We start from the raw sequence: 21,213 nt of genomic DNA, 5'->3' as shown, positions 1-21,213 counted from the left end.
ATGAAAGCAATTTTTGGAGGAACCGTTCAGTTTGACGTCGGGTATCCTATACAAATTGAGCTAATCTGCGGCGATTTGTCCCGGCCCGAGCGGGGTTTGTCGCTGATTTTCTGAAGAAACCCTGGGCAAAAGCCCGTTTCGCACGATGCAGGAATGCAACAGCGCAGGGGAATTATCGGACTCGGCCGGCCCGATAATCCGCCACGGCGCGCGCCACCTGCCCCTGCCTTGCCGCATTCGACGGGTGGGTGCCCAGAATCTTCTCACCTGGATCGGGGATGCGAGCGAAAAATTGCGCACCATGTCCCGGGTCGTATCCGGCATTCAGCGCGATGATTGCGCCCAGGTAATCGGCCTCGAGCTCCCATTCCCGGGAATAGTAGCGGGCGCCGAACTGCGCGCCGAAATCCTGAGCCGTACGAATCGCCTCGGAATTGCCGCCATAGGCGCTGGCAAGCCCGCCCAGGATCACCGCCCCCATGGTGGCGGCGCTGGTCTTGCGGTTGATATGGCCCAGGATGTGGTGGCTCGCCTCGTGCCCGACGACGAAGGCCAGCTCGTCGGCATTGCGCGCCTCGCCGATCAGCGACAGCGTGAAACCGATGACCGGGCGGCCACCGGAATCCACGGTCTGGAAGGCGTTCGGCTCCAGCCCCGGCCGGTCGTCGACCACGAACTGGAAATCGCAACTGATCGGCTGGGTGCGCCGGTCGACGCATTCGCGTTCGACCGCTGGCTCCATGCGGCTGATCACCGCGACGAAGGCGCGGGCCGAGGCGCGGGCGCCGACGGGCGTGTCCGGCGCCGGGCTGGGGACCGCCTCGGGCAGCGGCTGGCTTCCGTCGGGCGGCACCGGCGCCGCGACGCAGCCCGCCAGGACCAGCAGAATCGCCGCCGCCGCTTGCCATGTCCCGCGCATCTGCCGCCCCTTGTCCTTGTTCTTGCCCAATTCGCGCCACTCTAGCCGTGGCCCCGCCCCGCCGCCAAGCCCTGGGCTTGCTCCGCCCCGCATATCACGCGATTGTTGAGAAAAGCTGAACCGGAAGGATCGCGATGTTCACCATCGAACACGATTTCGACGCCACCGTCATCACCCTGATCGACGAATTGCCCGAGGCAGAGACCGGCACCCGGCCGCTGAACGAGGACGTGGTGATCCAGAGCTTCGACGACCGGGTGGTGATCGAGCAGTTCGATCCCGACACCGGCGAGCTGGCGCAGATCGTCATGACCATCGAGCAGCTCGAGGAACTGCGCGCCGCGCTGAACCTGCCCGAGGGCAACTACCGGCTGGAGCGCCGCTAATCCAGCCGGAACAGCTTGTCGCGCGCCGTGGCGCCGCGCAGCAGGACCAGCCGCGATTTCGCCACCCCCAGCGCCTTGGCGAGCAGCTTGACAACGGCGGCGTTGGCCTTGCCGTCCTCGGGCACCGCGGTGACGGTGACGCGGATCGCCTCGCCGTCCAGGATCACCGCATTGCGCGAGGCGCGCGGGGTGACGCGCACGGCGATCTCGGCGCCGGGCCGGGCAAGGTGGCTAAGGTCGGTCATGCGCTTATCAAGCGCGGCGCGGTGAAAAAGGCAATCCCGACTGGCGCCGGCCGCCGCCCGTGGCTATCTGAAGGGCAAAAGCGCGCACCGGAGACCCGCCATGCAGCACACCGACCCCGCCACCCTGGCCTTTCTGCGCCAGCGCCGCTCGCACCCGCCAAAGCTGCTGACCGGCCCCGCGCCCGAGCGGCACGAGCTGATGAACCTGCTGGAGCTCGCCGCCCGCGTCCCCGACCACGGCAAGCTGGAACCCTGGCGCTTCGTGGTGCTGGAGCGCGCCACGCTGGACCGGCTGGCGCCGGTGCTGGCAAGGCATGTCGCCGATGCCGGCGGCGACGAGGCGGCGGTGGAAAAGGCGCGCTCGGCCTTCGCCTCGCCGGTGATCGTGGCGGTGGTCTCGGCCCCGGTCGAAAGCCCCAAGATCCCGGAATGGGAACAGTTCCTCTCGGCCGGCGCGGTCTGCCTGGAGCTGCTGAATGCGGCGCTGGCGGCGGGCTATGGCGCCGCCTGGCTGACCGGCCCGGCGGCGCAGCCGGATTTCGCCCGCGCGCATCTGGGCATCGGCGCGGGCGAGCGCGTGGTCGGCCTGATCCATATCGGCCGGCGCGGCGCCACCCCGCCCGATCGGCCGCGCCCGGATGTCGCGGCCAAGACGACCTTCCTGTGATGGTCGTCCGCGCGCTTCTTCTGGCCTGGGGCGACCTGCTGCGCCCGCGCATCTTCGGTGTTGTGGCGCTTGGCGTGGCTCTGACCCTGGGCCTGTTCGTCGTCCTGCAGGCCGGCGCCTTCTGGGCCATCCGCGCCTTCGCGCCCGAGACGCTGACCCTGCCCTGGATCGGCGCCGTGCCGCTGGCGCCCACGTTGTCCTGGAGCTCGCTGCTGCTGTTCCCGCTGATGAGCGTCTTCCTGATGATGCCGGTGGCGGCCGGCTTTTCCGGCCTCTTCGCCGAGCGCGTCGCCGAGGCGGTCGAGGAGACGCATTACCCCGCCGCCCGCGGCCTGCCGGTCGATTTCTGGGACGGGCTCTGGGAATCGCTGGCCGTCATGGGCGCGGTGATCCTGGTCACGCTGGTGACGCTGGTGCTGACGCCCTTCCTCGGCCCGCTGGCCTCGGTGCTGTTCTATGGCGGCAACGGCTGGCTGCTGGGGCGCGAGTTCTTCCAGATGGCGGCGCGGCGACACCTGCACCAGCCGCAGGCGACCGCGCTGCGCCGCAGCCTGGCGGTGCCGGCGACGCTGCTGGGGGTGCTGATCGCGGCTCTGCTGACCGTCCCGGTGCTGAACGTGGTGGTGCCGGTTCTGGCGGCGGCGGGCTTCACCCACCTTTATCACCTCAGCGCGTCCAGGCCTCGAGATCGGCGCGGGTGATGATGCCGCCGATGATGACATAGGCGATCACGCCCCAGACCAGGGCGGCGATCAGCGTCGCCCACAGCATCTTCTTCTTCAGCTTCGGCTCGTGCGGGGCGCCGGCCGGAGTGCCGGGCGTGATCTGGCCCACGTCGGCCTGGCTCTGCTGGCCGAAGGGCAGAAGCACGAACAGCACCAGAAACCACAGCACGGAGTAAAGGACGATGCCGCCGGTCAGGCTCATCAGACCTGCTCCAGCTCGATCAGGCAGCCGTTGAAGTCCTTGGGATGCAGGAACAGCACCGGCTTGCCATGGGCGCCGATCTTCGGCTCGCCATTGCCCAGCACACGCGCACCCTCGGATTTCAGCTTGTCGCGGGCAGCCAGGATGTCCTCGACCTCGAAGCACATGTGATGGATGCCGCCCGAGGGGTTCTTGTCCAGGAAGCCCTGGATCGGGCTGTTCTCGCCCAGGGGGTAAAGCAACTCGATCTTGGTGTTCGGCAGTTCGATGAAGACGACGGTGACGCCGTGGTCGGGCTCGTCCTGCGGCGCGCCCACCCTGGCGCCAAGGCTGTTTTCATATTGCGCGGCCGCCGCCTTCAGGTCCGGCACGGCGATGGCGACATGGTTCAGGCGTCCGATCATCTGGTCCTCCGTCGTTTGCGTCCTTCTAGGGCCACAAGGCCCCGGGGGGAAGGAAAAGAAGCGGCCGTTAACCGCTTCTTAGGGGAATCGCGCAATCCTCGGGACCAGACGGTGATTCCCAGCAAGGATTTGCAAGATGGAACAGGAAAGGATCGGTGCGGAGGAAATTCCCACCTGGCGAGCCACCCTGCCCGACCGACCGCTGAGCGGCCTGACGGTGCTGGTGGTCGAGGATTCTCGCGTCGCCTCCGAGGCGGTGCGACTGCTGTGCCTGCGCTCCGGCGCGCGCATCCGCCGGGCCGACAGCATCCGTTCGGCCTTGCGGCATCTGCAGACCTATCGCCCGAACGCGGTGATCGTGGACATGGGCCTGCCCGATGGCGACGGCGCCGACATGATCGCCAGCATCGCCAGGACGCTGCCGCGGGTGCCGGTGATCCTGGGCATCTCGGGCGATCCGCAGAACCGTGAGGCGGCGCTGCGGGCCGGGGCCGACGGCTTCCTGGTGAAGCCGGTCGAAAGCCTCGCGGTGTTCCAGCAGGCGATCCTGGCCGCCCTGCCCCCCACGGCGCGGCCGCAGGGCTTGCGCGTCCTGCCCGACGACGTGATCCCGGCCGATCCCGACGCGCTGCGCGAGGATCTGGTCCATGTCGCCGATGTGCTGTCCCAGGCGGACGATACCGAGGCGATCGAATATATCGCCCGCTTCCTGGCCGGGGTGGCGCGCTCGGCCCATGACCGGATGCTCGAGGACGCCGCAACGGCGCTGGCGCGGGACCATGCCGACGGCCGGGCGCTGGCCATGGACCTGGCGCGGATCAGCGGGCTGGTTCAGGACCGGCTGGCGGCGGTGCGGATCTCCTGACCTCCTAGCCCGCGGTCAGTGCCGACAGGCTTTGCCGCTGCCGGCCCCGGGCATCGAAATTCGCCGGGTCCAGCCAGGCCCGGTGCGCCCGCGCCAAGGCCGGCCAGTCGCGGTCGATGATCGCATACCAGGCGGTGTCACGGTTGCGGCCCTTGTAGATCATGTGCTGGCGGAAGATGCCTTCGAAGGTGAAGCCGTAGCGCAGCGCAGCGCGACGCGAAGGGGCGTTCAGCGCATCGCATTTCCACTCGACGCGGCGGTAGCCGGCGCCGAAGGCCCAGCCGATCATCAGCGAGATCGCCTCGGTCGCGGCGGGGGTTCGCTGCATCGGCGGCGCGATCTCGATATGCCCGATCTCGATCACGCCATTGCCCCGGTCGATGCGCAGGAACGAGGCAAGCCCGCCGACCCTGCCCGTCGCCCGGTCGCGCAAGGCATAGAAATACGGGTCCGTCCTGGCGGCCATCCCGGCCTGCCAGGCGCGATAGGCGGCAAGATCGGAGAAGGGACCATAGCCCAGATAGTCCCAGACCCAGTCCTGCCCCTGATTGGCGGCGAAGAGATCCTCGGCATGGCGCTGCGGATCAAGCCGTTCCAGGGTGACATGGCGGCCTTCGATGCGATCCGGACCGGGGGCAGGAGGTGGAACAAATTCGGTGACGGCAGGGCCGGTCGGGCGGTCGGACGGAGTTGCCGCTGCTTTCCCGCTGCGAGGGGCCGGCATTCCGGCCATGCCGGAAGGGCCGATCCCCTGCCTGTCCGCGGCAGAGGCCCCGGGGTCATGCGCGGCCCTGGCGGTGGCATGCTGCGCGGCAGGGCTGGACGGGTTGGCGGCGGGATCTTTGGACATGGACAGGCTCCGGCGACATCCGGGCCAGCATCCGCTCTTCACCGCCAAGGTCAAGACCGGGAAGCGGCAGCGGCCCGGCACGCAGGATCCGTGGCCAGAACCAAGCCTCGCCCCCCGCGGGCGCACAGAGGCTGGGGATCGGGGCTTTGACCTTGGGAGGTGGACGCTCTGCCTCGCGCGAGTTGCGGGCTCGCGATGCGGACAATCACCGCCCTGGGGCAGGGCGCTCCGCCTCGCGCACGGGAAGTTGCGGCAGCCCTTCCCCTGCGCAAGCAGGGCCTGCCATGCGCACAGGCTCCCGCCCGTGCGGGAATTGCAGCATGCTCACCCGCGGGACGCAGGCCGGCATCCCGGTCGCGCGCGGCGGCGATGACCGCGCCCGTCGGGCAAGGGGTTCCCACGGGCAGGCGTGGCGGGGGCAGTGCGCATCGGTAAGGAGCAAGCCGGCAGAAAGCCAGCCCGGATGCCTGAGCGCCGTCCGGAACAGGCCGCGGGACCGGGGACCGCGCTTGCCGCAATGCGTAGCCGAAGCAGGTGCCATCCGTCCGCCAGCCGGACATGCCGCCGGTCGCCCTGCTCCGGGTTTCACCGCCACAGGGCGCGTGCGCGTTCATGGTCGGCGGCGCGCTTGGAGTTCAGGCAAGCATCCCCGGATCGCCGCCCAGATCGAGGCCCGGAAAGATCGAACGCTCCAACGTGTCGCGCCCGATCCCGAACAGGCCGCGCATGGCCCAGGCGGCATAGGCGCGGATGTCGCGGGTCGGCATCAGGTCGCGGTCGGCGTAAAGCTGGCCCTCGCCCAGGCCCGGCCAGTCGCCGAAGGCCCGGCCGCCGCGGATCGCGCCGCCCGCCATCAGCAGCGCGCCGCCGGTGCCGTGATCGGTGCCGCCCGAGCCGTTCTCGCGCACGGTGCGGCCGAACTCGGTCATCGCCAGCACCGAGGTCCGCGCCCAATTGCCGCCCAGCCCGTCGCGCAGCGCCAGGATCGCCGCGGCCAGGCGATCCAGCGCCCGGCCCAGCACCGCCGGCTGGCTGGCATGGCTGTCCCAGCCGGGGATCGAGAAGGCGGCGATGCGGCTTTCCGCGTTCAGCCGATTGGCGGCGAAGCGGGCCAGGGCCTGCGCGTCGCCGGTCGGCCCGGCGATGCGCTCGATCTCCGAGGTTTCCGAGCCGATCTGCACCGCGTCCCGCGCCGCGTCGCGAAACAGCGGGTCGTCGTGATAGACATGTTCCAGCAGCATCTGCGCCTGCGGCGACAGGCTCAGCGAGGCGGTCGGTGCCCAGCTCAGATGCGCGGCCTTGCCGGACAGGATCTTCATCTGCTCGACGCCCACCGAATAGGCGGTCTCGGCCGTGGCCCCCGGCGTGGCCTGCAACAGCCGGTTCAGCCAGCCGCCGATGCGGCGGTCCACCGGCAGGTCGTTGCCTGTGCCGGCCTCCAGCAGGTCCTGGCCGTCGAAATGGCTGCGCTTGTCGCGATAGGGGGTCGAGACGGCATGGGCGAAGGCCAGCTCGCCCCTTCGCCACAGCGGCATCAACGGCGCGAGGCGCGGATGCAGCGCATAGAACCCGTCCAGATCCAGCGCGCCGTTTTCCGGCCCCACCGACAGGTCGCGGCGCAGCCGGCGCAGCATCGGGTCGCCATAGGGCTGGAGGGCGTCCAGCCCGTCCATGGCGCCGCGCAGGATGATCACCACCAGCCGGTTGTCCGAAGGCAGGGCGGCAAATGTCATCGAGTTCAGCAGCGGATGCGCCGCCGCCGAGCAGCCCAGCAGCGCCGAGCCCTTCAGAAACAACCTGCGGTCCAGTGTCGGCATCGGCGCCTCCTATCGGCGGTTGAAATCGCCCGAGGCGAGGATCAGCACCACGCCCTCGGCCGCGCTTTCGGCCTTGGGCACCGCCCAGGCCAGTTCCCGGGATTGGGTGCCACCGAAGGCCCGGGCCAGCATCTCGCGAGGGTCGGGCAGTTCCTTGAGCAGCAGCCGCGGCATGCGCAGCGCCCAGTTGATGCGCGCCGCCATGGTCTGCGGCGCGATCCAGGCCTCGGCCGCCTCGGGCCAGCCGTCCGGGCCCTTGGGCTGCCCCCAGGGCTGGCCCATCGCGATCAGGTGGTTCCAGATCGCGCGGCGGAACATCTGCGGGTCCAGCGCGGCGATCTGTTGGCCCGTCATCCCCAAGGCGCGCAGCCCCGTCACCGTCAGGTCGAAGGGCTGGCGCACCTTGGCCCGCAGGTTCGTGGCCAGCGCCGGATGCGTCACCAGCACGCGATAGACCTGCGGCAGGTGGCCGCCGGTGTCACGCCAGACATCGGCCATGGCCTCGACCAGGTCCTGCGGCGGATCGTCGGCGACGAAATGCGCCGCCAGCTTGTGCGAGACGTGCCGCGCCGTCTCGGGGCGGCGGGCCAGGTCGCGGAAGGCGGCGCGGATGTCCTGAAGCCCGCCGCGGCGGTGGCCGCCATAGCTGCGGCCCAGCACCGTCTCGGGTCCCGGCTCGGCCAGCGCCGGCTTGAACGAGAAGCCCTGCTGATGCGAGAAGCTGAGCCCGGTCAGCAGTTCGGCCAGTTCGCGCACGTCCTTCTGGCTGTATTTGGCGCCGACGCCCAGCGAATGCAGCTCCATCGCCTCGCGCGCCAGGTTCTCGTTCAGGCCCAGCTTGCGGTCGGGCCGCCGCTTGACGAAGGGCGAATTCGGCCCTCGGCTGGCGGTCTGGTCCAGATAGACCAGCATCATCGGATGGGTGTCGGCGGCGAAGAACAGATCCTCGAACCGGCCGTTCACATGCGGGCGGATCGCCTCGTCCTGAAAGGCCAATGCCAGGGTATTGTTCACCTTGTTGATCGCCCGGACGGTGAAATGGTCGCACCAGAACTGGACCAGCCTTTCGCCGAAGCCGATCGGATCGTCCAGGGCGCGGATCACCCGGCGGCGCAGGTCCTCGGCCGGCAGGGCGCCGAGCAGCCGGCTCGCCTGCTGCGCCTCGGGCGGCTCGGGCAGGCCCTCGCGCCGGGCCTTCACGCCCAGGCGGTGGCGGGTCGCGATCTCGCGGGCCCTGTCGGTGGTCATCGCCTCGGGGCCGGGACCGGCCTGGGCGGGGCTCGCCAGCACCGCCTCGGCATCGGCGGGCGGCGGCATCAGCGGCGACAGGCCGAAGCCCAGCCGGATCGCCGCCAGCTCGGGAAATCCAAAGCTCATGCAATCATCCTTGCGGGGAAAACCGCCCCCTTGCGCAAGCTTATGGCACGATCCTGGCCCGAGGTCAGTTCACGCTTTCTTCAGCATGCCGCAGCGCGGCAAGGCGCTGCCGAAACCGCCTATTCGCGCGGCAGCACCCGCAGGCGCAATTCGCGCAGCTGCTCGTTGGTGGGCTCGCTGGGGGCACCCATCATCAGGTCCTCGGCGCGCTGGTTCATCGGGAACATGATGACCTCGCGGATGTTCTGCTCGTCCGCCAGCAGCATGACGATGCGGTCGATGCCCGCCGCGCAGCCGCCATGCGGCGGCGCACCATAGCGGAAGGCCTTGACCATGCCGCCGAAGCGCTTCTCGACCTCGTCGCGGCCATAGCCGGCCAGATCGAAGGCCTTGAACATGATCTCGGGGCGGTGGTTGCGGATCGCGCCCGAGATCAGCTCGTAGCCGTTGCAGGCCAGGTCGTATTGGTAGCCCTTGACCGCCAGCGGGTCGCCTTCCAGCGCCTCGAGCCCGCCCTGTGGCATGCTGAAGGGGTTGTGGCTGAAGTCGATGCGACCGTCCTCGCCCTTTTCATACATCGGGAAATCGACGATCCAGGCGAACTTGAACTGGTGCTCGTCGGTCAGGCCCAGCTCGCGGCCGATCTCGTTGCGGGCACGGCCGGCGACGGCCTCGAAGGCCTCGGGCCGGCCGCCCAGGAAGAAGGCCGCGTCGCCCTCGCCCAGGCCCAGCTGCAGGCGGATCGCCTCGGTCTTCTCGTGACCGAGCGCCTTGGCGATGGGGCCGGCGGGTTCGGTCGAGCCGTCCTCGGCCTTGCGCCAGAAGATATAGCCCATGCCGGGCAGGCCCTGGCTCTGCGCAAAGGCGTTCATGCGGTCGGCGAACTTGCGCGAGCCGCCGGTCGGCGCGGGAATGGCGCGGACCTCGGTGCCCTCCTGCTCCAGCAGCTTGGCGAAGATCGCGAAGCCCGAGCCGCGGAAATGGTCGGAAACCACCTGCATCTCGATCGGGTTGCGCAGGTCGGGCTTGTCGGAGCCGTATTTCAGCATCGCCTCGGCATAGGGGATGCGCGGCCAGTTCGCATCGACGGGGCGGCCGCCGCCGAATTCCTCGAACAGGCCCTGGATCACCGGCTGGATGGCGCGAAACACGTCCTCCTGCTCGACGAAGGACATCTCCATGTCGAGCTGGTAGAAGTCGGTGGGCGAGCGGTCGGCGCGCGGATCCTCGTCGCGGAAGCAGGGCGCGATCTGGAAATACTTGTCGAAGCCCGCGACCATGATCAGCTGCTTGAACTGCTGCGGCGCCTGCGGCAGGGCATAGAACTTGCCCGGATGCAGGCGCGAGGGCACCAGGAAGTCGCGCGCGCCTTCGGGGCTGGACGCGGTGATGATCGGGGTCTGGAACTCGGTGAAGCCCTGGTTCCACATCGCGTCGCGCAGCCATCTGATGACGCGCGCGCGCAGCATGATGTTGTTGTGCAGGCTCTCGCGGCGCAGGTCGAGGAAGCGATAGGCCAGCCGCGTTTCCTCGGGATAGTCTTGGTCGCCGAAGACCGGCAGCGGCAGGTCGTCCGATGGGCCGAGGATCTCGACATCGGTGGCATAGACCTCGATCTCGCCGGTGGGCAGCTTGGGATTGACCAGGCTCGGGTCGCGCAGCTTCACCCGGCCGTCGATGCGGATCACGGTTTCCGCGCGCAGCTTTTCCAGGGCCGGAAAGGCGGGACTGTCACTGTCGGCGATGACCTGGGTGATGCCGTAATGGTCGCGCAGGTCGATGAACAGCACGCCGCCATGGTCACGGACCCGGTGGACCCAGCCGGACAGGCGGATCTCGGTTCCGGCATTGGCGGCGGTCAGTTCGCCGCAGGTATGGCTGCGATAGGCGCTCATCACTTTTCCCCTTCGTATCGGCCCCGCATCAACCGCGACCAGCCGGCGAAGTCAAGCAATCAGAACGGCCGCACCACGTTGCCCGAGTAGAAATACACCCCCATTCCCACGGTAAACAGCGTGTTACCCGCCACCGCATGCAGCACCCAGGCCGAGGGGAAGCCGCGCAGCAGATAGGCGCGGGCGAAAAACAGCCCGCCGACGAAGGTCAGGACGGCGACGACCAGGGACCAGTACATCAGGTGGGCAAAGGAGAAGATGGCGGCGTTCAGCGCGATGGCCGCCCGCCCCTGGGGCAGGATCGCCGCATAGCGGTGGAAGAACAGCGGCCGGAAGATCAGCTCCTGCGGCAGGGCCGAGAGCAGCGGATAGAAGACCCAGATCACCAGCAGGAATTCGGGCTCGCGCCGGGCCATGCTGAAGATGGCGCCGGGGCGGGTGAACCACAGGATCGCCACGCCCAGCACCAGGGTGATGGCGATCATGGCCAGGATCTCGCGCCAGGGCAGCCGGCCCCAGCCGAAGACCAGGCTGCGCCAGTCGAAGCCGCCGGTGAACCACAGAAGCGCCAGCCCGGCGGCGCTGAAGGCGGCCAGCGCCTCGAACAGCAGGTGGCCGGGCATGAACAGCGCGATGCCCAGCGGCGCCCCGACATAGAGCGCCGCGAACTCGGCCCGAAGCAGGGCGCGGGCTATTGCATCCTCCGGTTCAGCCACATGCGCCATTGCGCGGGCGAGCCGGCGAAGACGTTCAGGTCCACGTTGCCGCCGATGCCGGGCACCACGCCGGTGCCGGTATACTGCCAGAAGCTGTAGCGCTGGCCGGGATAGACGATGCGGGGATGGCCGGCGACCGAGCGCAGCCAGAACTCCTCGTTCCAGGAAGCCAGGTTGTTGTCGCGGTAGAAGTCGACCGTCGTGTAGATGATCGGGCGCTGGCCGTAATATTGGTGCAGGATGTCCTTGAAGATCCTGGCCTCGCGCAGCACCTCGTTGGCCGGCGGGCGGCGCGGGCAGGTGCGCGAGGCGGTCCATTCCAGGTCGATCACCGGCGGCAGCGCGCCGCGTTCGCGCGGGACGTTCCGGATGAACCAGTCCGCCTGCTGCCGGCCCGAGCGGCAGAAGTAGAAATAGTGATAGGCGCCGCGCGGGATGCGGGCCTGCGCCGCCTCGGCCCAGTAGCGGCGGAAATTCGGGTCGGCATGGTCTCCGCCCTCGGTCGCCTTGATGAAGGCGAAGCTGACGCCCGAGCGGCGCACCGTGCCCCAGTCGATATCGCCCTGATAGCGCGATATGTCGATGCCGTGCACCGGATGGTCGTAGGGATGGCCGCCGACCCAGGGATGCGGCGCCGAATCGCCGAACTTGGGGCCGAGCCCCTGCCCGACCATCACCGCCCGCTGCGACGGTCCGCGGCCGCAGGCCGCCACCGCGACCAACAGCAGCACCGTCAGAATCCTGCCCAGGAATTTCATCTCTGCCCTCTGCCTCATGCGCCTGTCCGCGGCGCTTTCGTCCCTTATCGCAAAGGTGCGGCGGCGTGTCACGATGGCGTGACAGTCACGAGTTTGTCAGCAGGACCGCGGCCACCCCCCGGCACGGGACGCAACGGCAGCGCGCGTTGCATCGGATGCCGGACGATGCGCGGGATGCGGATGGCCCAGCAAATGCCGGATTTTGCGCGGCACCGGGCGTGCAGCGCGCTTACACCGGGCGTACACAGGCCGCGCACCGGAACCGCCTCAGTCCAGCCGGCCCCAGAGGTCGTATTCGCCGGCCTCGTCCACCGTCACCGTGACGATGTCGCCGGGCGAGAGGCCCTCGAAGCCCTCGTCGATGAACAGGTTGCCGTCGATTTCCGGCGCATCGGCCTTGGTGCGGCAGGTGGCGCCATCGGCATCCACCGCATCCACGATCGCCTCGATGCGGCGCCCGACCCTGGCGGCAAGCTTCGCCTCGGAGATCGCCTGGGCCTTTTCCATGAACCGGTCCCAGCGGTCCTGCTTGACCGCATCGGGGACGTGATCGGGCAGGTCGTTCGCGCGCGCGCCCTTGACGTTTTCATACTGGAAGCAGCCGACGCGATCCAGCTGCGCCTCGTCCAGCCAGTCGAGCAGGGTCTGGAACTCGGCCTCGGTCTCGCCCGGATAGCCGACGATGAAGGTCGAGCGCAGGGTGATCTCGGGACAGGCGGCGCGCCAGGCGGCGATCTCGTCGAGTGTCTTCGCGGCCGCCGCCGGCCGGGCCATGCGCTTCAGCGTGTCGGGGTGGGCGTGCTGGAAGGGGATATCCAGGTAGGGCAGCACCAGCCCCTCGGCCATCAGCGGGATCAGGTCGCGCACATGCGGATAGGGATAGACGTAATGCAGCCGCACCCAGGCGCCCAGCGAGCCCAGGTCGCGGGCCAGGTCGGTGATATGGGCGCGGTGGCCGCGTTCCGTCGCATATTTGCGGTCGAGCCCGTAGGCCGAAGTATCCTGCGAGATCACCAGCAACTCGCGCACGCCGGCCTCGACCAGCTTCTCGGCCTCGCGGATCACCGCATGCGCCGGGCGGCTGACCAGACGCCCGCGCATGTCGGGGATGATGCAGAACTTGCAGGCGTGGTTGCAGCCCTCGGAGATCTTCAGATAGCTGTAATGCCGCGGCGTCAGCTTCACGCCCGATGCCGGCAGCAGGTCCACGAAGGGATCGGGGCTGGGCGGCACGGCGGAATGCACCGCGTCCAGCACCTGCTCGTATTGCTGCGGGCCGGTCACCGCCAGCACCGAAGGATGCGCGCCGGTGATGTATTCCGGCTCGGCCCCCAGGCAGCCGGTGACGATGACCTTGCCGTTTTCCGACAGCGCCTCGCCGATGGCCTGCAGGGACTCGGCCTTGGCCGAATCGAGGAAGCCGCAGGTGTTCACGATCACCGCGCCGGCGCCCTTGTAGTCGGGGCTGATGGCATAGCCCTCGGCCCGCAGGCGGGTCAGGATGCGCTCGCTGTCCACCAGCGCCTTGGGACAGCCGAGGCTGACCATGCCGATGGTCGGTTGCCCGTCCCTTCGCGTGATGTCGAAGATCGGGCTGGGGGCTAGATCGGGGCGCAACAGGGGCGGGTTCTGGCTCATGATGCGCGGCATATAGTGACAAGCGGGGCGCTTGTTAAGCGTCAAGCGCGGCTCGCCGGAACGTCATTTGGACTTGCGCGTTCGGGGAGGCATAGGTTTCGGGGGCATAGCCGAGGACATGAGCATGAGATCCATCCTGACCCGCCTTTCCGTTCCGCGGCGCGCGGCGCTGGCCGCGGTCGCCATGCTGGCCGTCACGCTGTCCGCCCTGCCCGGCCCGGCCGAGGCGCAGGGCAAGCCGATCGTGATCTGGAACAACAAGGGCGGCAACGTGCTGGAGGCGATCCAGTATCGCAACAAGCTGGCGCGCAGCGGCCGGCGGGTCGAGGTGCGGGGCTATTGCCGCTCGGCCTGCACGATCTACATCACCCTGCCCAATGCCTGCCTGGGCCCGGGCGCCACGGTCGGCTTCCATGCGCCGCGCATTCCCGGCACCACGATCATTCCGCCGATCGTGGACGAGCTGATGGCGCAATATTACCGCGGCGGCATCCTGCGCATGTGGAACACGCAATGGAAACATTCGCTGAAGATGCACAGGATCTCGGCCCGGCAATATGTCAGGCTGGACCCGCAGACGCGGCTGTGCCGGAATTGAGGGGCCGGAACCGGGGCGCGGCAAGGGGAAGGCGGCGACCGGCGACCGGCCCTGCCCCGTGACCGCCCTGCCCCGTGTCCACCCCGCCCCGTGACCGCCACCCGCCGCCCGCTTGCATCGGCCGGCGCGGCCGCATAACCGCCTGGGGAAACCGGGCCGGGAAAAGGGGGACGAGCGGATGCGGATCACATATGCCATGCCCTGGCTGATCGCCGATCTGGGCCGGGCGCGGCGGGTGCTGTCCTTTGCCCCGCATCGCCCGGGCTTCCGCCGCGCCCGGCATATCCTGTGGCGGCAGGTGCGCGACGCCGATCTGGGCCCCGGCTTCGACGCCGCGGCCTGGCTGGCCGCCGAGATGGCGCGCATCGGCCATGGCGACGATGTGGGCATGATGACCTCGCGCGGGCTGGACCACGCCGTGCAGGCCCAGGCCGGGCCGGCGCGCTGCCTGGCCACCGTGGGCCTGGGCAATGCCGAGCGGGTCGGCCGGCGCCGGGCCGCGGCGCCCGCGGGCTACGGCACCATCAACATCGCGCTGCTGGTCGAGGCCGGGCTGACGGACACAGCGATGATCGAGGCGCTGACCATCGCCGCCGAGGCCCGCACCGCCGCGGTGATCGCGGCCGGGGTGATGCTGCCCTGGGGGGTCGCGACCGGCACCGGCACGGATTGCATCGCCCTGGCCTGCGATCCCGGCCCCGAGCGCCATGCCGGGCTGCATACCGCATTGGGCGAGGCCATCGGCCGCAGCGTCCACGACGCGGTGCTGCGCGGGGCCGAGGCCTGGGTGGCGCAGCACGGCCGGGACGCGGCGGCTATTCCCGCAGCCGCCAGCCGCTGAGGAATATCCAGCGGATCGCCGCCATGCAGACCAGGATCGTCAGCCCGACCGCGACCAGCGACACGCCCACCGGCACGTCGGCCAGGTCGAAGAAACTCCAGCGGAAGCCCGAGATCAGGTAGAGCACCGGGTTCAGCTTCGCCACCCCCTCCCAGAAGGGCGGCAGCATCGAGGCCGAATAGAAGGCGCCGCCGAGGAAGACCAGCGGCGTGATGACCATCATCGGCACGATCTGCAGCTGCTCGAAGGACTTGGCCCAAAGCCCGATGATGAAGCCCAGGAGCGAAAAGGCGATGGCGGTCAGGACCAGGAAGGCCAGCATCCAGAACGGATGCGCGATATGGACGCCGTTAAACCAGAAGCTGGTCAAGAGGATCACCAGCGCGATCAGCACGGCTTTCGCGGCGGCGGCGCCGACGAAGCCCAGCGTCACCTCGATCCAGCCGGTGGGCGCAACCAGGATCTCGTAGATGGTGCCCGAGAACTTGGGGAAGTAGATGCCGAAGCTGGCATTGGCGACCGATTGCTGCAGCACGGTCAGCATCATCAGCCCCGGCACGATGAAGGCGCCATAGGGCACGCCCTCGACCGACTCGATGCGGCCGCCGATGGCGGCGCCGAAGACCACGAAGTAAAGCACCGTCGACAGCACCGGCGAGGCCAGCGACTGCCAGACGGTGCGGAAGAAGCGCGCCATCTCGTGGTTGAACACCGCGCGGGCGGAACGCCAGTTCATGCCGGCACCTCCTGGCTTTCGGCCGGTTCGTCCTCGACCAGCGACATGAAGATTTCCTCGAGGTTGCTCTGCTTGGTCGAGACGTCGCGCACGGCGATGCCGCAGCCCGAGAGGTCGGCCAGCAGATGGGCGATGCCGGTGCGCTCGGCACGGGTGTCGTAATCGTAGAACAGCGTCGCCCCGTCGGCCGAGAGCGCCAGGCCGCGGCCCTGCAGCGCCCCGGGCAGCGCCGCCAGCGGCCGGTCCAGCGCGATGGTCAGGCGCTTCTTGCCGAATTCGCCCATCAGCGCGTCCTTGGGCTTGACCAGCAGCAGCTCGCCCCGGTTGATGACGCCGATCCGGTCGGCCATGTCCTCGGCCTCCTCGAGGTAATGCGTGGTCAGGATGATGGTCACGCCCTGCGCCCGCAGCGCGCGGACCACCTGCCACATCTCGCGCCGCAGGGTCACGTCCACGCCGGCCGTCGGCTCGTCCAGGAACAGCACCTTGGGCCGGTGCGACAGCGCCTTGGCGATCAGCACCCGCCGCTTCATGCCGCCCGACAGCTCGCGCGTCCGGGCCTGGCGCTTGTCCCAGAGCGCAAGGCTGCGCAACAGCTGCTCGATATAGGCGTCGTCGGGCGCCTCGCCGTAGAGGCCGCGGGTGTAGCGCACGCAGTCGATGACGGTCTCGAACGGTTCCAACGCGATCTCCTGCGGGACCAGGCCGATCATCTTGCGCGCCGCGCGCCAGTCCCTGCGGATGTCGTGGCCGCCGACGCGGACCGTGCCGCCGGTCGGCACGACCAAGCCGCAGATGATCGAGATGAGCGTGGTCTTGCCGGCGCCGTTCGGACCCAGCAGGGCCAGGATCTCGCCCTCCTCGATCTGCAGCGTGACGTCGTTCAGCGCCACGGTGCCGCTGTCGTAACGTTTTGAAATATGGTCAATATCAATGATCGGACGCATGGGTTCCCCTCAATTCCGGCCGCTGGGGCGGATTGGAAGGTAGGGTCCGCATCGCCCCTGCACAATGACCCCGCGCGGGATTTCGCCGCAACGGGGGTGCGGCCTGCCGCGATGCGAGGGGCTTCGAGGCGGGACGGCTTGCAGAGGGGTGGCGCGCGCTTCGAGCCCAAAGCGGACGGTCACAGGCATCAGGTTGCGGAGAGCAGGATCACACCTGCAATCAGCACACCGCATCCAGCCAGACGCCATGGGCCGACCGCTTCGCGCAAGATCAGCATTCCCATGAGCGCCCCCACCATCATCGACATTTCACGCATCGGGGCCACGAGGCTGAGCGGTGCGCCGCCCCTCAGCGCCGCCAGCACGAGAATATAGGAAAGCGGCGAGAGGAGCCCCACACCGAGCGCAGTCCACCAGTGCCCACGCATCGCCGCGACGGCACGGCGGGGATTGGCAAGGACCAGCGGCAGCAGCAGGAAGAACCGCAGCAGGTTCGAGAACCAGTCCAGCACCACGGGCGCGATGCCAAGCGTTTTGACCGCATAGGCATCAACCACCGTATAGCTGGCGATCAGCCCGCCGGTTGCGGTGCCCCACCGTATCCCCGCCTGCCCGCCGGGTTGCGTGAAGGCCGACAGCTTCCCCTGGGTGGCGATCAGCAGGATACCGGCCACGACCAGAACCAGCCCCACCAGACCCGTGCCGGTTGGCGTTTCGCCAAGGATCAGGAAGGCTCCGATGGTCGAGAGCATGGGCCCCGTGCCGCGGGCCACGGGATAGACCACCGACAGATCTGCGACCTGATAGCCACGTTGCAGGCACAGGCTGTAGGCCAGATGGATCAATCCGCTGAGCAGAACGAAGCCGATACCTGCCCAAGCCCCGTTTATGCCGCCCTGCTTCAACAGATACAGCACCCACGGGGCATAGGCGACACAGGCGATCAGATTATAGGCAAAGACGAAGACCGGTCCGACCGATGCGGCCCGTTTGGCGAGCAGGTTCCATATGGCATGGATGAAGGATGCGAGAACGACAAGAAACAGCGAGGCAAGCGCCATTGAGACCCCCTTATGCGCCGGTTTGGCGCGGTTGATCTCGACGTCTCCTCCCCGGGGCTTTTGTCCCTTGGGTGCTGGCCCGGGGAACTCCCCCGGTCTCTGCAACGCTCGGTCCTGCGGTGGCCCGTATGGAGCGACCCGGAACCCTAGTTGCCACTCAGTCGATGCCGCCATCCTAACCGCTATCGACCAGAGGCATCAATATCCGACCGACAGCCCTTCCCGCCTGGCCGACACGCATCCGGACAGCATTTCAAGCAAGCGCCGCCACCTCCGCCCCAGGACCGCACGGGCCGCAGGCGACGGATCACCCCGCCCGTTCCAGCGCCTCCGGCCCCCCCGCCTCGGCGAAAAGCCGGGCGCTGGCGGTCTCGATCCGGTCCTCCAGCAGCTCCATCACCTGCGTCGAGCGGTGGCCGGCCGGGATCGGCTCCAGGAACTCGACCACGGCGGTGCCGCCGTGGATCGGGATGCCGCGCTTGGGCCAGAACATGCCGCAATTCACCGCGACCGGGTGGATGGTCAGGCCGGTGGCGCGCTGGATGGTGCCGGCGCCGTGCTTGTAGGGCAGCCGCTGGCCGGGGCGGGTGCGGGTGCCCTCGGGATAGATGATCAGCTGGCCCAGCCCCTCGGGGCGGGCCTGCGCCGTCTCGACCGCGGCGATGATGCGCTTCATCGCCTCTTTCCCGCGCGAGCGGTCGATGGGGATGCAGCCGACCTTGCGGGCGAACCAGCCCATGATCGGCACCCGCAAGACCTCGCGCTTCATCACGAAGGCGCGGCGCGGGCAGGCGCGGGCCAGCGCCAGGATGTCGAGGAAGCTTTGATGCTTCGAGGCGACGATGCAGTCGCCGGCCGGCGGCGTGCCGCGATATTCGATGCGCACCCCCAGGATCACCCGCGCTGCGCCCAGCACCTGGTCCAGCCACAGGCTGGCGACGCGGTTCGCCGCCTCGGTGCCGCGCAGCGCCTGCGGCAGGCCCCAGAGCCCCAGCACCAACGTCGCCAGCGCGATATAGAGGTAGCAGGCCACCGCCCGCGGCCAGTCCAGAAGCGAGGGCGGGCGCGGATGGTGGGGATTCATCAGCGCACCTCGCGCAGGATCTTCAGCGCCGCCCAGCGGGTGGCGGCGAAGCCGATGGCCGTGGCCAGCACCGGAATCAGCAGCGGCCAGAGCCAGCCCCAGCCCTGGAAGCCGAGCCCGGTCAGGAAGCCGCCGGCCTGGTCCATCGGCGGCAAGGCCCAGACCGCCGCCATGCCCAGCAGGGTGCCGCCGGCCGCGCCCAGGGCGGCGCGGCGGGTGAAGCGGCGCACGAAGGCGGTGGCGATGGTGATGTCGCGCGCCCCGATCAGCCGCAGCACCCGGATCACCTGGCCGTTCGCCGCCATCGCCGCCTTCGCCGCCAGCGTGATCATAGCGGCCGAAGCGGCGGCGATCAGCAGCAGCGATACCAGCCCCAGCGCCCGCAGCCGGTTCGCGGCCGAGACCAGCGGCTGGCGCCAGCGGGTATGGTCGTCCAGCACCGCGCCCGGCGCCTCGCCCTGCAGGCGCAGGCGCAGCGCTTCGGCATCGAAGCCCTCGGCGGCCTCGGTCACCTCGATCAGCCGCGGCACCGGCAGCGCCTCGACCGGGACGTCGGGGCCGAACCAGGGTTCCAGCAGCTTCTCGACCTCCGGCTCGGGCAATTGCCGGGCCTCGGCGATGCCGGGAGTGGTCTTCAGCACCTCCATCACCGTGGCGGTCTGCCGGTCGATCTGGTCCTCGGGGGCCGAGACACGCACGGTGACGGTCTGCGCCAGTTCGCTGGACCAGCGCTCGGCCAGCCGGCCGGTGGCCAGCGCCAGGGCCAGCGCGAAGACGGCCAGGAAGGCCATGGCGCCGGCCGAGAACACCGTCAGCTGGGCGGTAAAGCCGGTGGGCGGCACCACGCGGTCATGGCCCGCGGGATCGGGCCGGGTCAGCCCCCGCCACAGCGCCGCCAGGTCGAGCGATTTCAGATCGGCTTTCTTCACAGGTCCGCCCCCGCCAGTTGCAGCCGCTTGCCGGCAATCCGCAGCACCCGCGCCTGCACCTGCTGCTTGGCGGCGCGGATCAGGTTCAGGTCATGCGTGGCGATCAGCACCGCCTTGCCCGAGCGGTTCAGCTCGATCAGCAATTGCAGCAGCCGCATCGACATGTCCCAGTCCAGGTTGCCGGTCGGCTCGTCCGCCAGGATCAGGTCGGGCGACATGACCACGGCGCGCGCCAGGGCGGCCCGCTGCCGCTCGCCCCCCGACAGCTCGGGCGGCAGGGCGCGGGCCTGGCCCGCCATCTGCACCCAGGCCAGCAGGTCGCCCAGGGCGCCCATGTCCACCGGCTCGCCCGAGACGATCAGCGGCAGGGCGATGTTTTCGGCCACCGGCAGGTGGTCGAGGAATTGCGTGTCCTGGTGCACGACGCCGACGCGGCGGCGCAGCGCGGCGATGCCGTCGCGCGACAGCCCGCGCACATCCTGGCCAAAGGCCGACATGCGCCCGGCGCTCGGCAGCAGCTCGGCATAGCAGAGCCGCAGGAAGGTGGTCTTGCCCGCGCCCGAGGGGCCGGTGAGGAAATGAAAGGAACCCGGCTGCAAGGACAGCGACATGTCGGCCAGCAGCGGATCCGTGCCGCTGTAACCGAAGGACAGGTTCTGCATCTCGATCACGGGTGACTCCTTGCCTTGCGGCGGCTTGGCCCTGCGGGCTGCTTGGCGCGCGGTTCGTGGCTTGATAGAACAGTCCCGCGGCGAATGCGAGACGCCCGCTTGATGGAAAGCCGCCCAAAAACGGCCGGGAAACACGCCAGGAGAGACGATTTCATGCGCCTGACCTGCCCGCGCTGCGGAGCCCAGTACGAGATCGCCGAATCCGCCATCCCGGCGCTCGGCCGCGAGGTCGAATGCTCGGCCTGCAGCCATGTCTGGTTCCAGCCCGGCGCGGGAAAATCCGCCGGCGCGGCCGCTGCCGGGCCCTATGATCCGCAGGAGCGGCCGGCGCTGAACCGGGCGCTGGACGAGTCGGTGCTGGCGATCCTGCGCGAGGAAGCCGCCCGCGAGCTGCAGGCGCGCAAGGCCGAGACCCGTCCGCACGGCGCCGATCACATTCCCGCGACGGCAGAGACCGGGCCGGGCGCCGTGCCCGAGATCGACTGGCCCGCCACGACGCTGACCGAATCCGCCGTGCCGGCGGCGGGGGAGGCCGCGCCGATCCAAGCCGAGCCTGCGGCAGCGAAAGCTCCGGCGCGCGAAGCCGCAGCGCCAGCCGGTGCCGGGACCGAGGAAGCGGCCGCACAGGCAGCCGAAACCCTCGCGGCCGAAACCGCCGCGCCCGTGGACGACGAACCCCCGGGCGATGATGCCCGGACCGTCGAGCACCGGGCTGCCGAACCCGTGGCCGACGACCCGCTGACCACCGATCCCGCGCCGTCCACAGACTGGCCCGATGCGGCAGCCCCCGCCCTGCCCGACGCCGCGGAACTGGCGGCGACGCTGACCCGCGCCGGCCCGCCGCGCCCCGCCGAGGCCGAAGAGCCCACCGCGGCGCCCGAG

At 69.3% G+C, this 21,213-nt stretch carries 24 protein-coding genes; 7 read left to right on the top strand and 17 right to left on the bottom strand.

Translation table 11 applies throughout. The features are described 5' to 3' along the window. Window positions 1-172 precede the first annotated feature (172 nt). Window positions 173-919 (bottom strand): M48 family metalloprotease, encoded by a 747-nt coding sequence (locus I9P22_RS13805; RefSeq protein ID WP_199260055.1) that lies wholly within the window; start codon window positions 917-919, stop codon window positions 173-175. Between the two features lie 134 nt (window positions 920-1,053). On the opposite strand from I9P22_RS13805, the gene I9P22_RS13800 reads away from it, so the two are divergent. Next, window positions 1,054-1,305: a hypothetical protein gene (locus tag I9P22_RS13800; protein ID WP_019353302.1), complete on the top strand. Its 252-nt coding sequence runs from the start codon at window positions 1,054-1,056 to the stop codon at window positions 1,303-1,305. Here I9P22_RS13800 and I9P22_RS13795 read toward each other — a convergent pair. Continuing rightward, complete coding sequence (locus tag I9P22_RS13795) at window positions 1,302-1,550, bottom strand: DUF167 domain-containing protein (protein WP_199260054.1); 249 nt, start codon at window positions 1,548-1,550, stop codon at window positions 1,302-1,304. The genes I9P22_RS13800 and I9P22_RS13795 overlap by 4 nt on opposite strands. 100 nt (window positions 1,551-1,650) lie before the next feature. Between I9P22_RS13795 and I9P22_RS13790 the strand changes: the two genes are divergently transcribed. Next, the gene (locus I9P22_RS13790; RefSeq protein WP_199260053.1) at window positions 1,651-2,217 is read left to right on the top strand and encodes a nitroreductase family protein; all 567 of its coding nucleotides are present in this window, start codon (window positions 1,651-1,653) and stop codon (window positions 2,215-2,217) included. Continuing rightward, window positions 2,217-2,918, top strand: coding sequence for an EI24 domain-containing protein (locus I9P22_RS13785; protein ID WP_199260063.1), 702 nt, complete (start codon window positions 2,217-2,219; stop codon window positions 2,916-2,918). Before I9P22_RS13790 ends, I9P22_RS13785 begins: the two co-directional genes overlap by 1 nt. On the opposite strand, the gene I9P22_RS13780 is transcribed toward I9P22_RS13785, so the two are convergent. Together I9P22_RS13780 and mce are read right to left on the bottom strand one after the other, a co-directional pair. Then, window positions 2,884-3,144 (bottom strand): DUF1467 family protein, encoded by a 261-nt coding sequence (locus I9P22_RS13780; RefSeq protein WP_199260052.1) that lies wholly within the window; start codon window positions 3,142-3,144, stop codon window positions 2,884-2,886. The genes I9P22_RS13785 and I9P22_RS13780 overlap by 35 nt on opposite strands. Next, window positions 3,144-3,548: a methylmalonyl-CoA epimerase gene (gene mce / locus I9P22_RS13775; RefSeq protein ID WP_199260051.1), complete on the bottom strand. Its 405-nt coding sequence runs from the start codon at window positions 3,546-3,548 to the stop codon at window positions 3,144-3,146. Before mce ends, I9P22_RS13780 begins: the two co-directional genes overlap by 1 nt. Window positions 3,549-3,684: 136 nt before the next feature. Between mce and I9P22_RS13770 the strand changes: the two genes are divergently transcribed. Next, complete coding sequence (locus I9P22_RS13770) at window positions 3,685-4,413, top strand: response regulator (protein ID WP_199260050.1); 729 nt, start codon at window positions 3,685-3,687, stop codon at window positions 4,411-4,413. A gap of 4 nt (window positions 4,414-4,417) precedes the next feature. Here the strand turns inward: I9P22_RS13770 and I9P22_RS13765 are convergent, their stop codons facing one another. The 7 genes from I9P22_RS13765 to rimO form a co-directional block, all read right to left on the bottom strand. Continuing rightward, window positions 4,418-5,137, bottom strand: coding sequence for a GNAT family N-acetyltransferase (locus I9P22_RS13765; protein ID WP_199260062.1), 720 nt, complete (start codon window positions 5,135-5,137; stop codon window positions 4,418-4,420). Between the two features lie 761 nt (window positions 5,138-5,898). Further along, on the bottom strand, window positions 5,899-7,080 hold the full coding sequence (locus I9P22_RS13760) for a DUF1501 domain-containing protein (protein WP_199260049.1): 1,182 nt from the start codon (window positions 7,078-7,080) through the stop codon (window positions 5,899-5,901). Between the two features lie 9 nt (window positions 7,081-7,089). Beyond that, window positions 7,090-8,457 (bottom strand): DUF1800 domain-containing protein, encoded by a 1,368-nt coding sequence (locus I9P22_RS13755; RefSeq protein WP_199260048.1) that lies wholly within the window; start codon window positions 8,455-8,457, stop codon window positions 7,090-7,092. 119 nt (window positions 8,458-8,576) lie between these two features. After that, window positions 8,577-10,352, bottom strand: coding sequence for an aspartate--tRNA ligase (gene aspS, locus I9P22_RS13750; protein WP_199260047.1), 1,776 nt, complete (start codon window positions 10,350-10,352; stop codon window positions 8,577-8,579). Window positions 10,353-10,411: 59 nt separating this feature from the next. Next, window positions 10,412-11,077 (bottom strand): CPBP family glutamic-type intramembrane protease, encoded by a 666-nt coding sequence (locus I9P22_RS13745; RefSeq protein WP_199260046.1) that lies wholly within the window; start codon window positions 11,075-11,077, stop codon window positions 10,412-10,414. Then, window positions 11,044-11,844 carry a glycoside hydrolase family 25 protein gene (locus I9P22_RS13740; protein ID WP_233253391.1) on the bottom strand — a complete coding sequence of 267 codons (801 nt, stop codon included), beginning with the start codon at window positions 11,842-11,844 and terminating at the stop codon, window positions 11,044-11,046. The genes I9P22_RS13745 and I9P22_RS13740 overlap by 34 nt, the downstream gene beginning before the upstream one ends. A gap of 249 nt (window positions 11,845-12,093) precedes the next feature. Then, a complete protein-coding gene (gene rimO / locus I9P22_RS13735) occupies window positions 12,094-13,464 on the bottom strand; it encodes a 30S ribosomal protein S12 methylthiotransferase RimO (RefSeq protein ID WP_199260045.1) in 1,371 nt (456 codons plus the stop codon). 124 nt (window positions 13,465-13,588) lie between these two features. Between rimO and I9P22_RS13730 the strand changes: the two genes are divergently transcribed. Next, window positions 13,589-14,062: a hypothetical protein gene (locus I9P22_RS13730; RefSeq protein ID WP_233253390.1), complete on the top strand. Its 474-nt coding sequence runs from the start codon at window positions 13,589-13,591 to the stop codon at window positions 14,060-14,062. 178 nt (window positions 14,063-14,240) lie between these two features. Further along, window positions 14,241-14,903, top strand: coding sequence for an adenosylcobinamide amidohydrolase (locus tag I9P22_RS13725; RefSeq protein ID WP_199260043.1), 663 nt, complete (start codon window positions 14,241-14,243; stop codon window positions 14,901-14,903). Here the strand turns inward: I9P22_RS13725 and I9P22_RS13720 are convergent. From I9P22_RS13720 to I9P22_RS13695, 6 genes are all read right to left on the bottom strand, one after another. After that, complete coding sequence (locus I9P22_RS13720) at window positions 14,878-15,639, bottom strand: ABC transporter permease (RefSeq protein ID WP_199260042.1); 762 nt, start codon at window positions 15,637-15,639, stop codon at window positions 14,878-14,880. The genes I9P22_RS13725 and I9P22_RS13720 overlap by 26 nt on opposite strands. After that, entirely contained in the window at window positions 15,636-16,586 is a 951-nt protein-coding gene (locus I9P22_RS13715; RefSeq protein WP_199260041.1) for an ABC transporter ATP-binding protein, read from the bottom strand. Before I9P22_RS13715 ends, I9P22_RS13720 begins: the two co-directional genes overlap by 4 nt. A 188-nt stretch (window positions 16,587-16,774) precedes the next feature. Beyond that, complete coding sequence (locus tag I9P22_RS13710) at window positions 16,775-17,647, bottom strand: DMT family transporter (RefSeq protein WP_199260040.1); 873 nt, start codon at window positions 17,645-17,647, stop codon at window positions 16,775-16,777. A 307-nt stretch (window positions 17,648-17,954) separates the two neighbouring features. Then, window positions 17,955-18,731, bottom strand: a complete 777-nt coding sequence (locus I9P22_RS13705; RefSeq protein WP_199260039.1) for a lysophospholipid acyltransferase family protein — start codon at window positions 18,729-18,731, stop codon at window positions 17,955-17,957. Further along, window positions 18,731-19,660: a cell division protein FtsX gene (locus I9P22_RS13700; RefSeq protein WP_199260038.1), complete on the bottom strand. Its 930-nt coding sequence runs from the start codon at window positions 19,658-19,660 to the stop codon at window positions 18,731-18,733. Before I9P22_RS13700 ends, I9P22_RS13705 begins: the two co-directional genes overlap by 1 nt. After that, window positions 19,657-20,331, bottom strand: a complete 675-nt coding sequence (locus I9P22_RS13695; RefSeq protein ID WP_199260037.1) for a cell division ATP-binding protein FtsE — start codon at window positions 20,329-20,331, stop codon at window positions 19,657-19,659. Before I9P22_RS13695 ends, I9P22_RS13700 begins: the two co-directional genes overlap by 4 nt. A gap of 153 nt (window positions 20,332-20,484) precedes the next feature. On the opposite strand from I9P22_RS13695, the gene I9P22_RS13690 reads away from it, so the two are divergent. Continuing rightward, on the top strand, window positions 20,485-21,213 hold a 729-nt coding region (locus I9P22_RS13690), incomplete at its 3' end, for a zinc-ribbon domain-containing protein (RefSeq protein WP_199260036.1).

This window comes from Paracoccus binzhouensis (assembly GCF_016446475.1).
Taxonomy (GTDB): domain Bacteria; phylum Pseudomonadota; class Alphaproteobacteria; order Rhodobacterales; family Rhodobacteraceae; genus Paracoccus; species Paracoccus binzhouensis.
Note: the sequence above shows the minus strand (reverse complement) of the source record. Positions and strands in the feature narration are given on the sequence as shown.

Bases quoted from the DNA above. Each gene is read 5' to 3' on its own strand.
- I9P22_RS13805 (WP_199260055.1), bottom strand. From the start codon at position 919: ATGCGCGGGACATGGCAAGCGGCGGCGGCGATTCTGCTGGTCCTGGCG.
- I9P22_RS13800 (WP_019353302.1), top strand. From the start codon at position 1,054: ATGTTCACCATCGAACACGATTTCGACGCCACCGTCATCACCCTGATC.
- I9P22_RS13795 (WP_199260054.1), bottom strand. From the start codon at position 1,550: ATGACCGACCTTAGCCACCTTGCCCGGCCCGGCGCCGAGATCGCCGTG.
- I9P22_RS13790 (WP_199260053.1), top strand. From the start codon at position 1,651: ATGCAGCACACCGACCCCGCCACCCTGGCCTTTCTGCGCCAGCGCCGC.
- I9P22_RS13785 (WP_199260063.1), top strand. From the start codon at position 2,217: ATGGTCGTCCGCGCGCTTCTTCTGGCCTGGGGCGACCTGCTGCGCCCG.
- I9P22_RS13780 (WP_199260052.1), bottom strand. From the start codon at position 3,144: ATGAGCCTGACCGGCGGCATCGTCCTTTACTCCGTGCTGTGGTTTCTG.
- mce (WP_199260051.1), bottom strand. From the start codon at position 3,548: ATGATCGGACGCCTGAACCATGTCGCCATCGCCGTGCCGGACCTGAAG.
- I9P22_RS13770 (WP_199260050.1), top strand. From the start codon at position 3,685: ATGGAACAGGAAAGGATCGGTGCGGAGGAAATTCCCACCTGGCGAGCC.
- I9P22_RS13765 (WP_199260062.1), bottom strand. From the start codon at position 5,137: ATGCCGGCCCCTCGCAGCGGGAAAGCAGCGGCAACTCCGTCCGACCGC.
- I9P22_RS13760 (WP_199260049.1), bottom strand. From the start codon at position 7,080: ATGCCGACACTGGACCGCAGGTTGTTTCTGAAGGGCTCGGCGCTGCTG.
- I9P22_RS13755 (WP_199260048.1), bottom strand. From the start codon at position 8,457: ATGAGCTTTGGATTTCCCGAGCTGGCGGCGATCCGGCTGGGCTTCGGC.
- aspS (WP_199260047.1), bottom strand. From the start codon at position 10,352: ATGAGCGCCTATCGCAGCCATACCTGCGGCGAACTGACCGCCGCCAAT.
- I9P22_RS13745 (WP_199260046.1), bottom strand. From the start codon at position 11,077: ATGGCGCATGTGGCTGAACCGGAGGATGCAATAGCCCGCGCCCTGCTT.
- I9P22_RS13740 (WP_233253391.1), bottom strand. From the start codon at position 11,844: ATGAGGCAGAGGGCAGAGATGAAATTCCTGGGCAGGATTCTGACGGTG.
- rimO (WP_199260045.1), bottom strand. From the start codon at position 13,464: ATGAGCCAGAACCCGCCCCTGTTGCGCCCCGATCTAGCCCCCAGCCCG.
- I9P22_RS13730 (WP_233253390.1), top strand. From the start codon at position 13,589: ATGAGATCCATCCTGACCCGCCTTTCCGTTCCGCGGCGCGCGGCGCTG.
- I9P22_RS13725 (WP_199260043.1), top strand. From the start codon at position 14,241: ATGCGGATCACATATGCCATGCCCTGGCTGATCGCCGATCTGGGCCGG.
- I9P22_RS13720 (WP_199260042.1), bottom strand. From the start codon at position 15,639: ATGAACTGGCGTTCCGCCCGCGCGGTGTTCAACCACGAGATGGCGCGC.
- I9P22_RS13715 (WP_199260041.1), bottom strand. From the start codon at position 16,586: ATGCGTCCGATCATTGATATTGACCATATTTCAAAACGTTACGACAGC.
- I9P22_RS13710 (WP_199260040.1), bottom strand. From the start codon at position 17,647: ATGGCGCTTGCCTCGCTGTTTCTTGTCGTTCTCGCATCCTTCATCCAT.
- I9P22_RS13705 (WP_199260039.1), bottom strand. From the start codon at position 18,731: ATGAATCCCCACCATCCGCGCCCGCCCTCGCTTCTGGACTGGCCGCGG.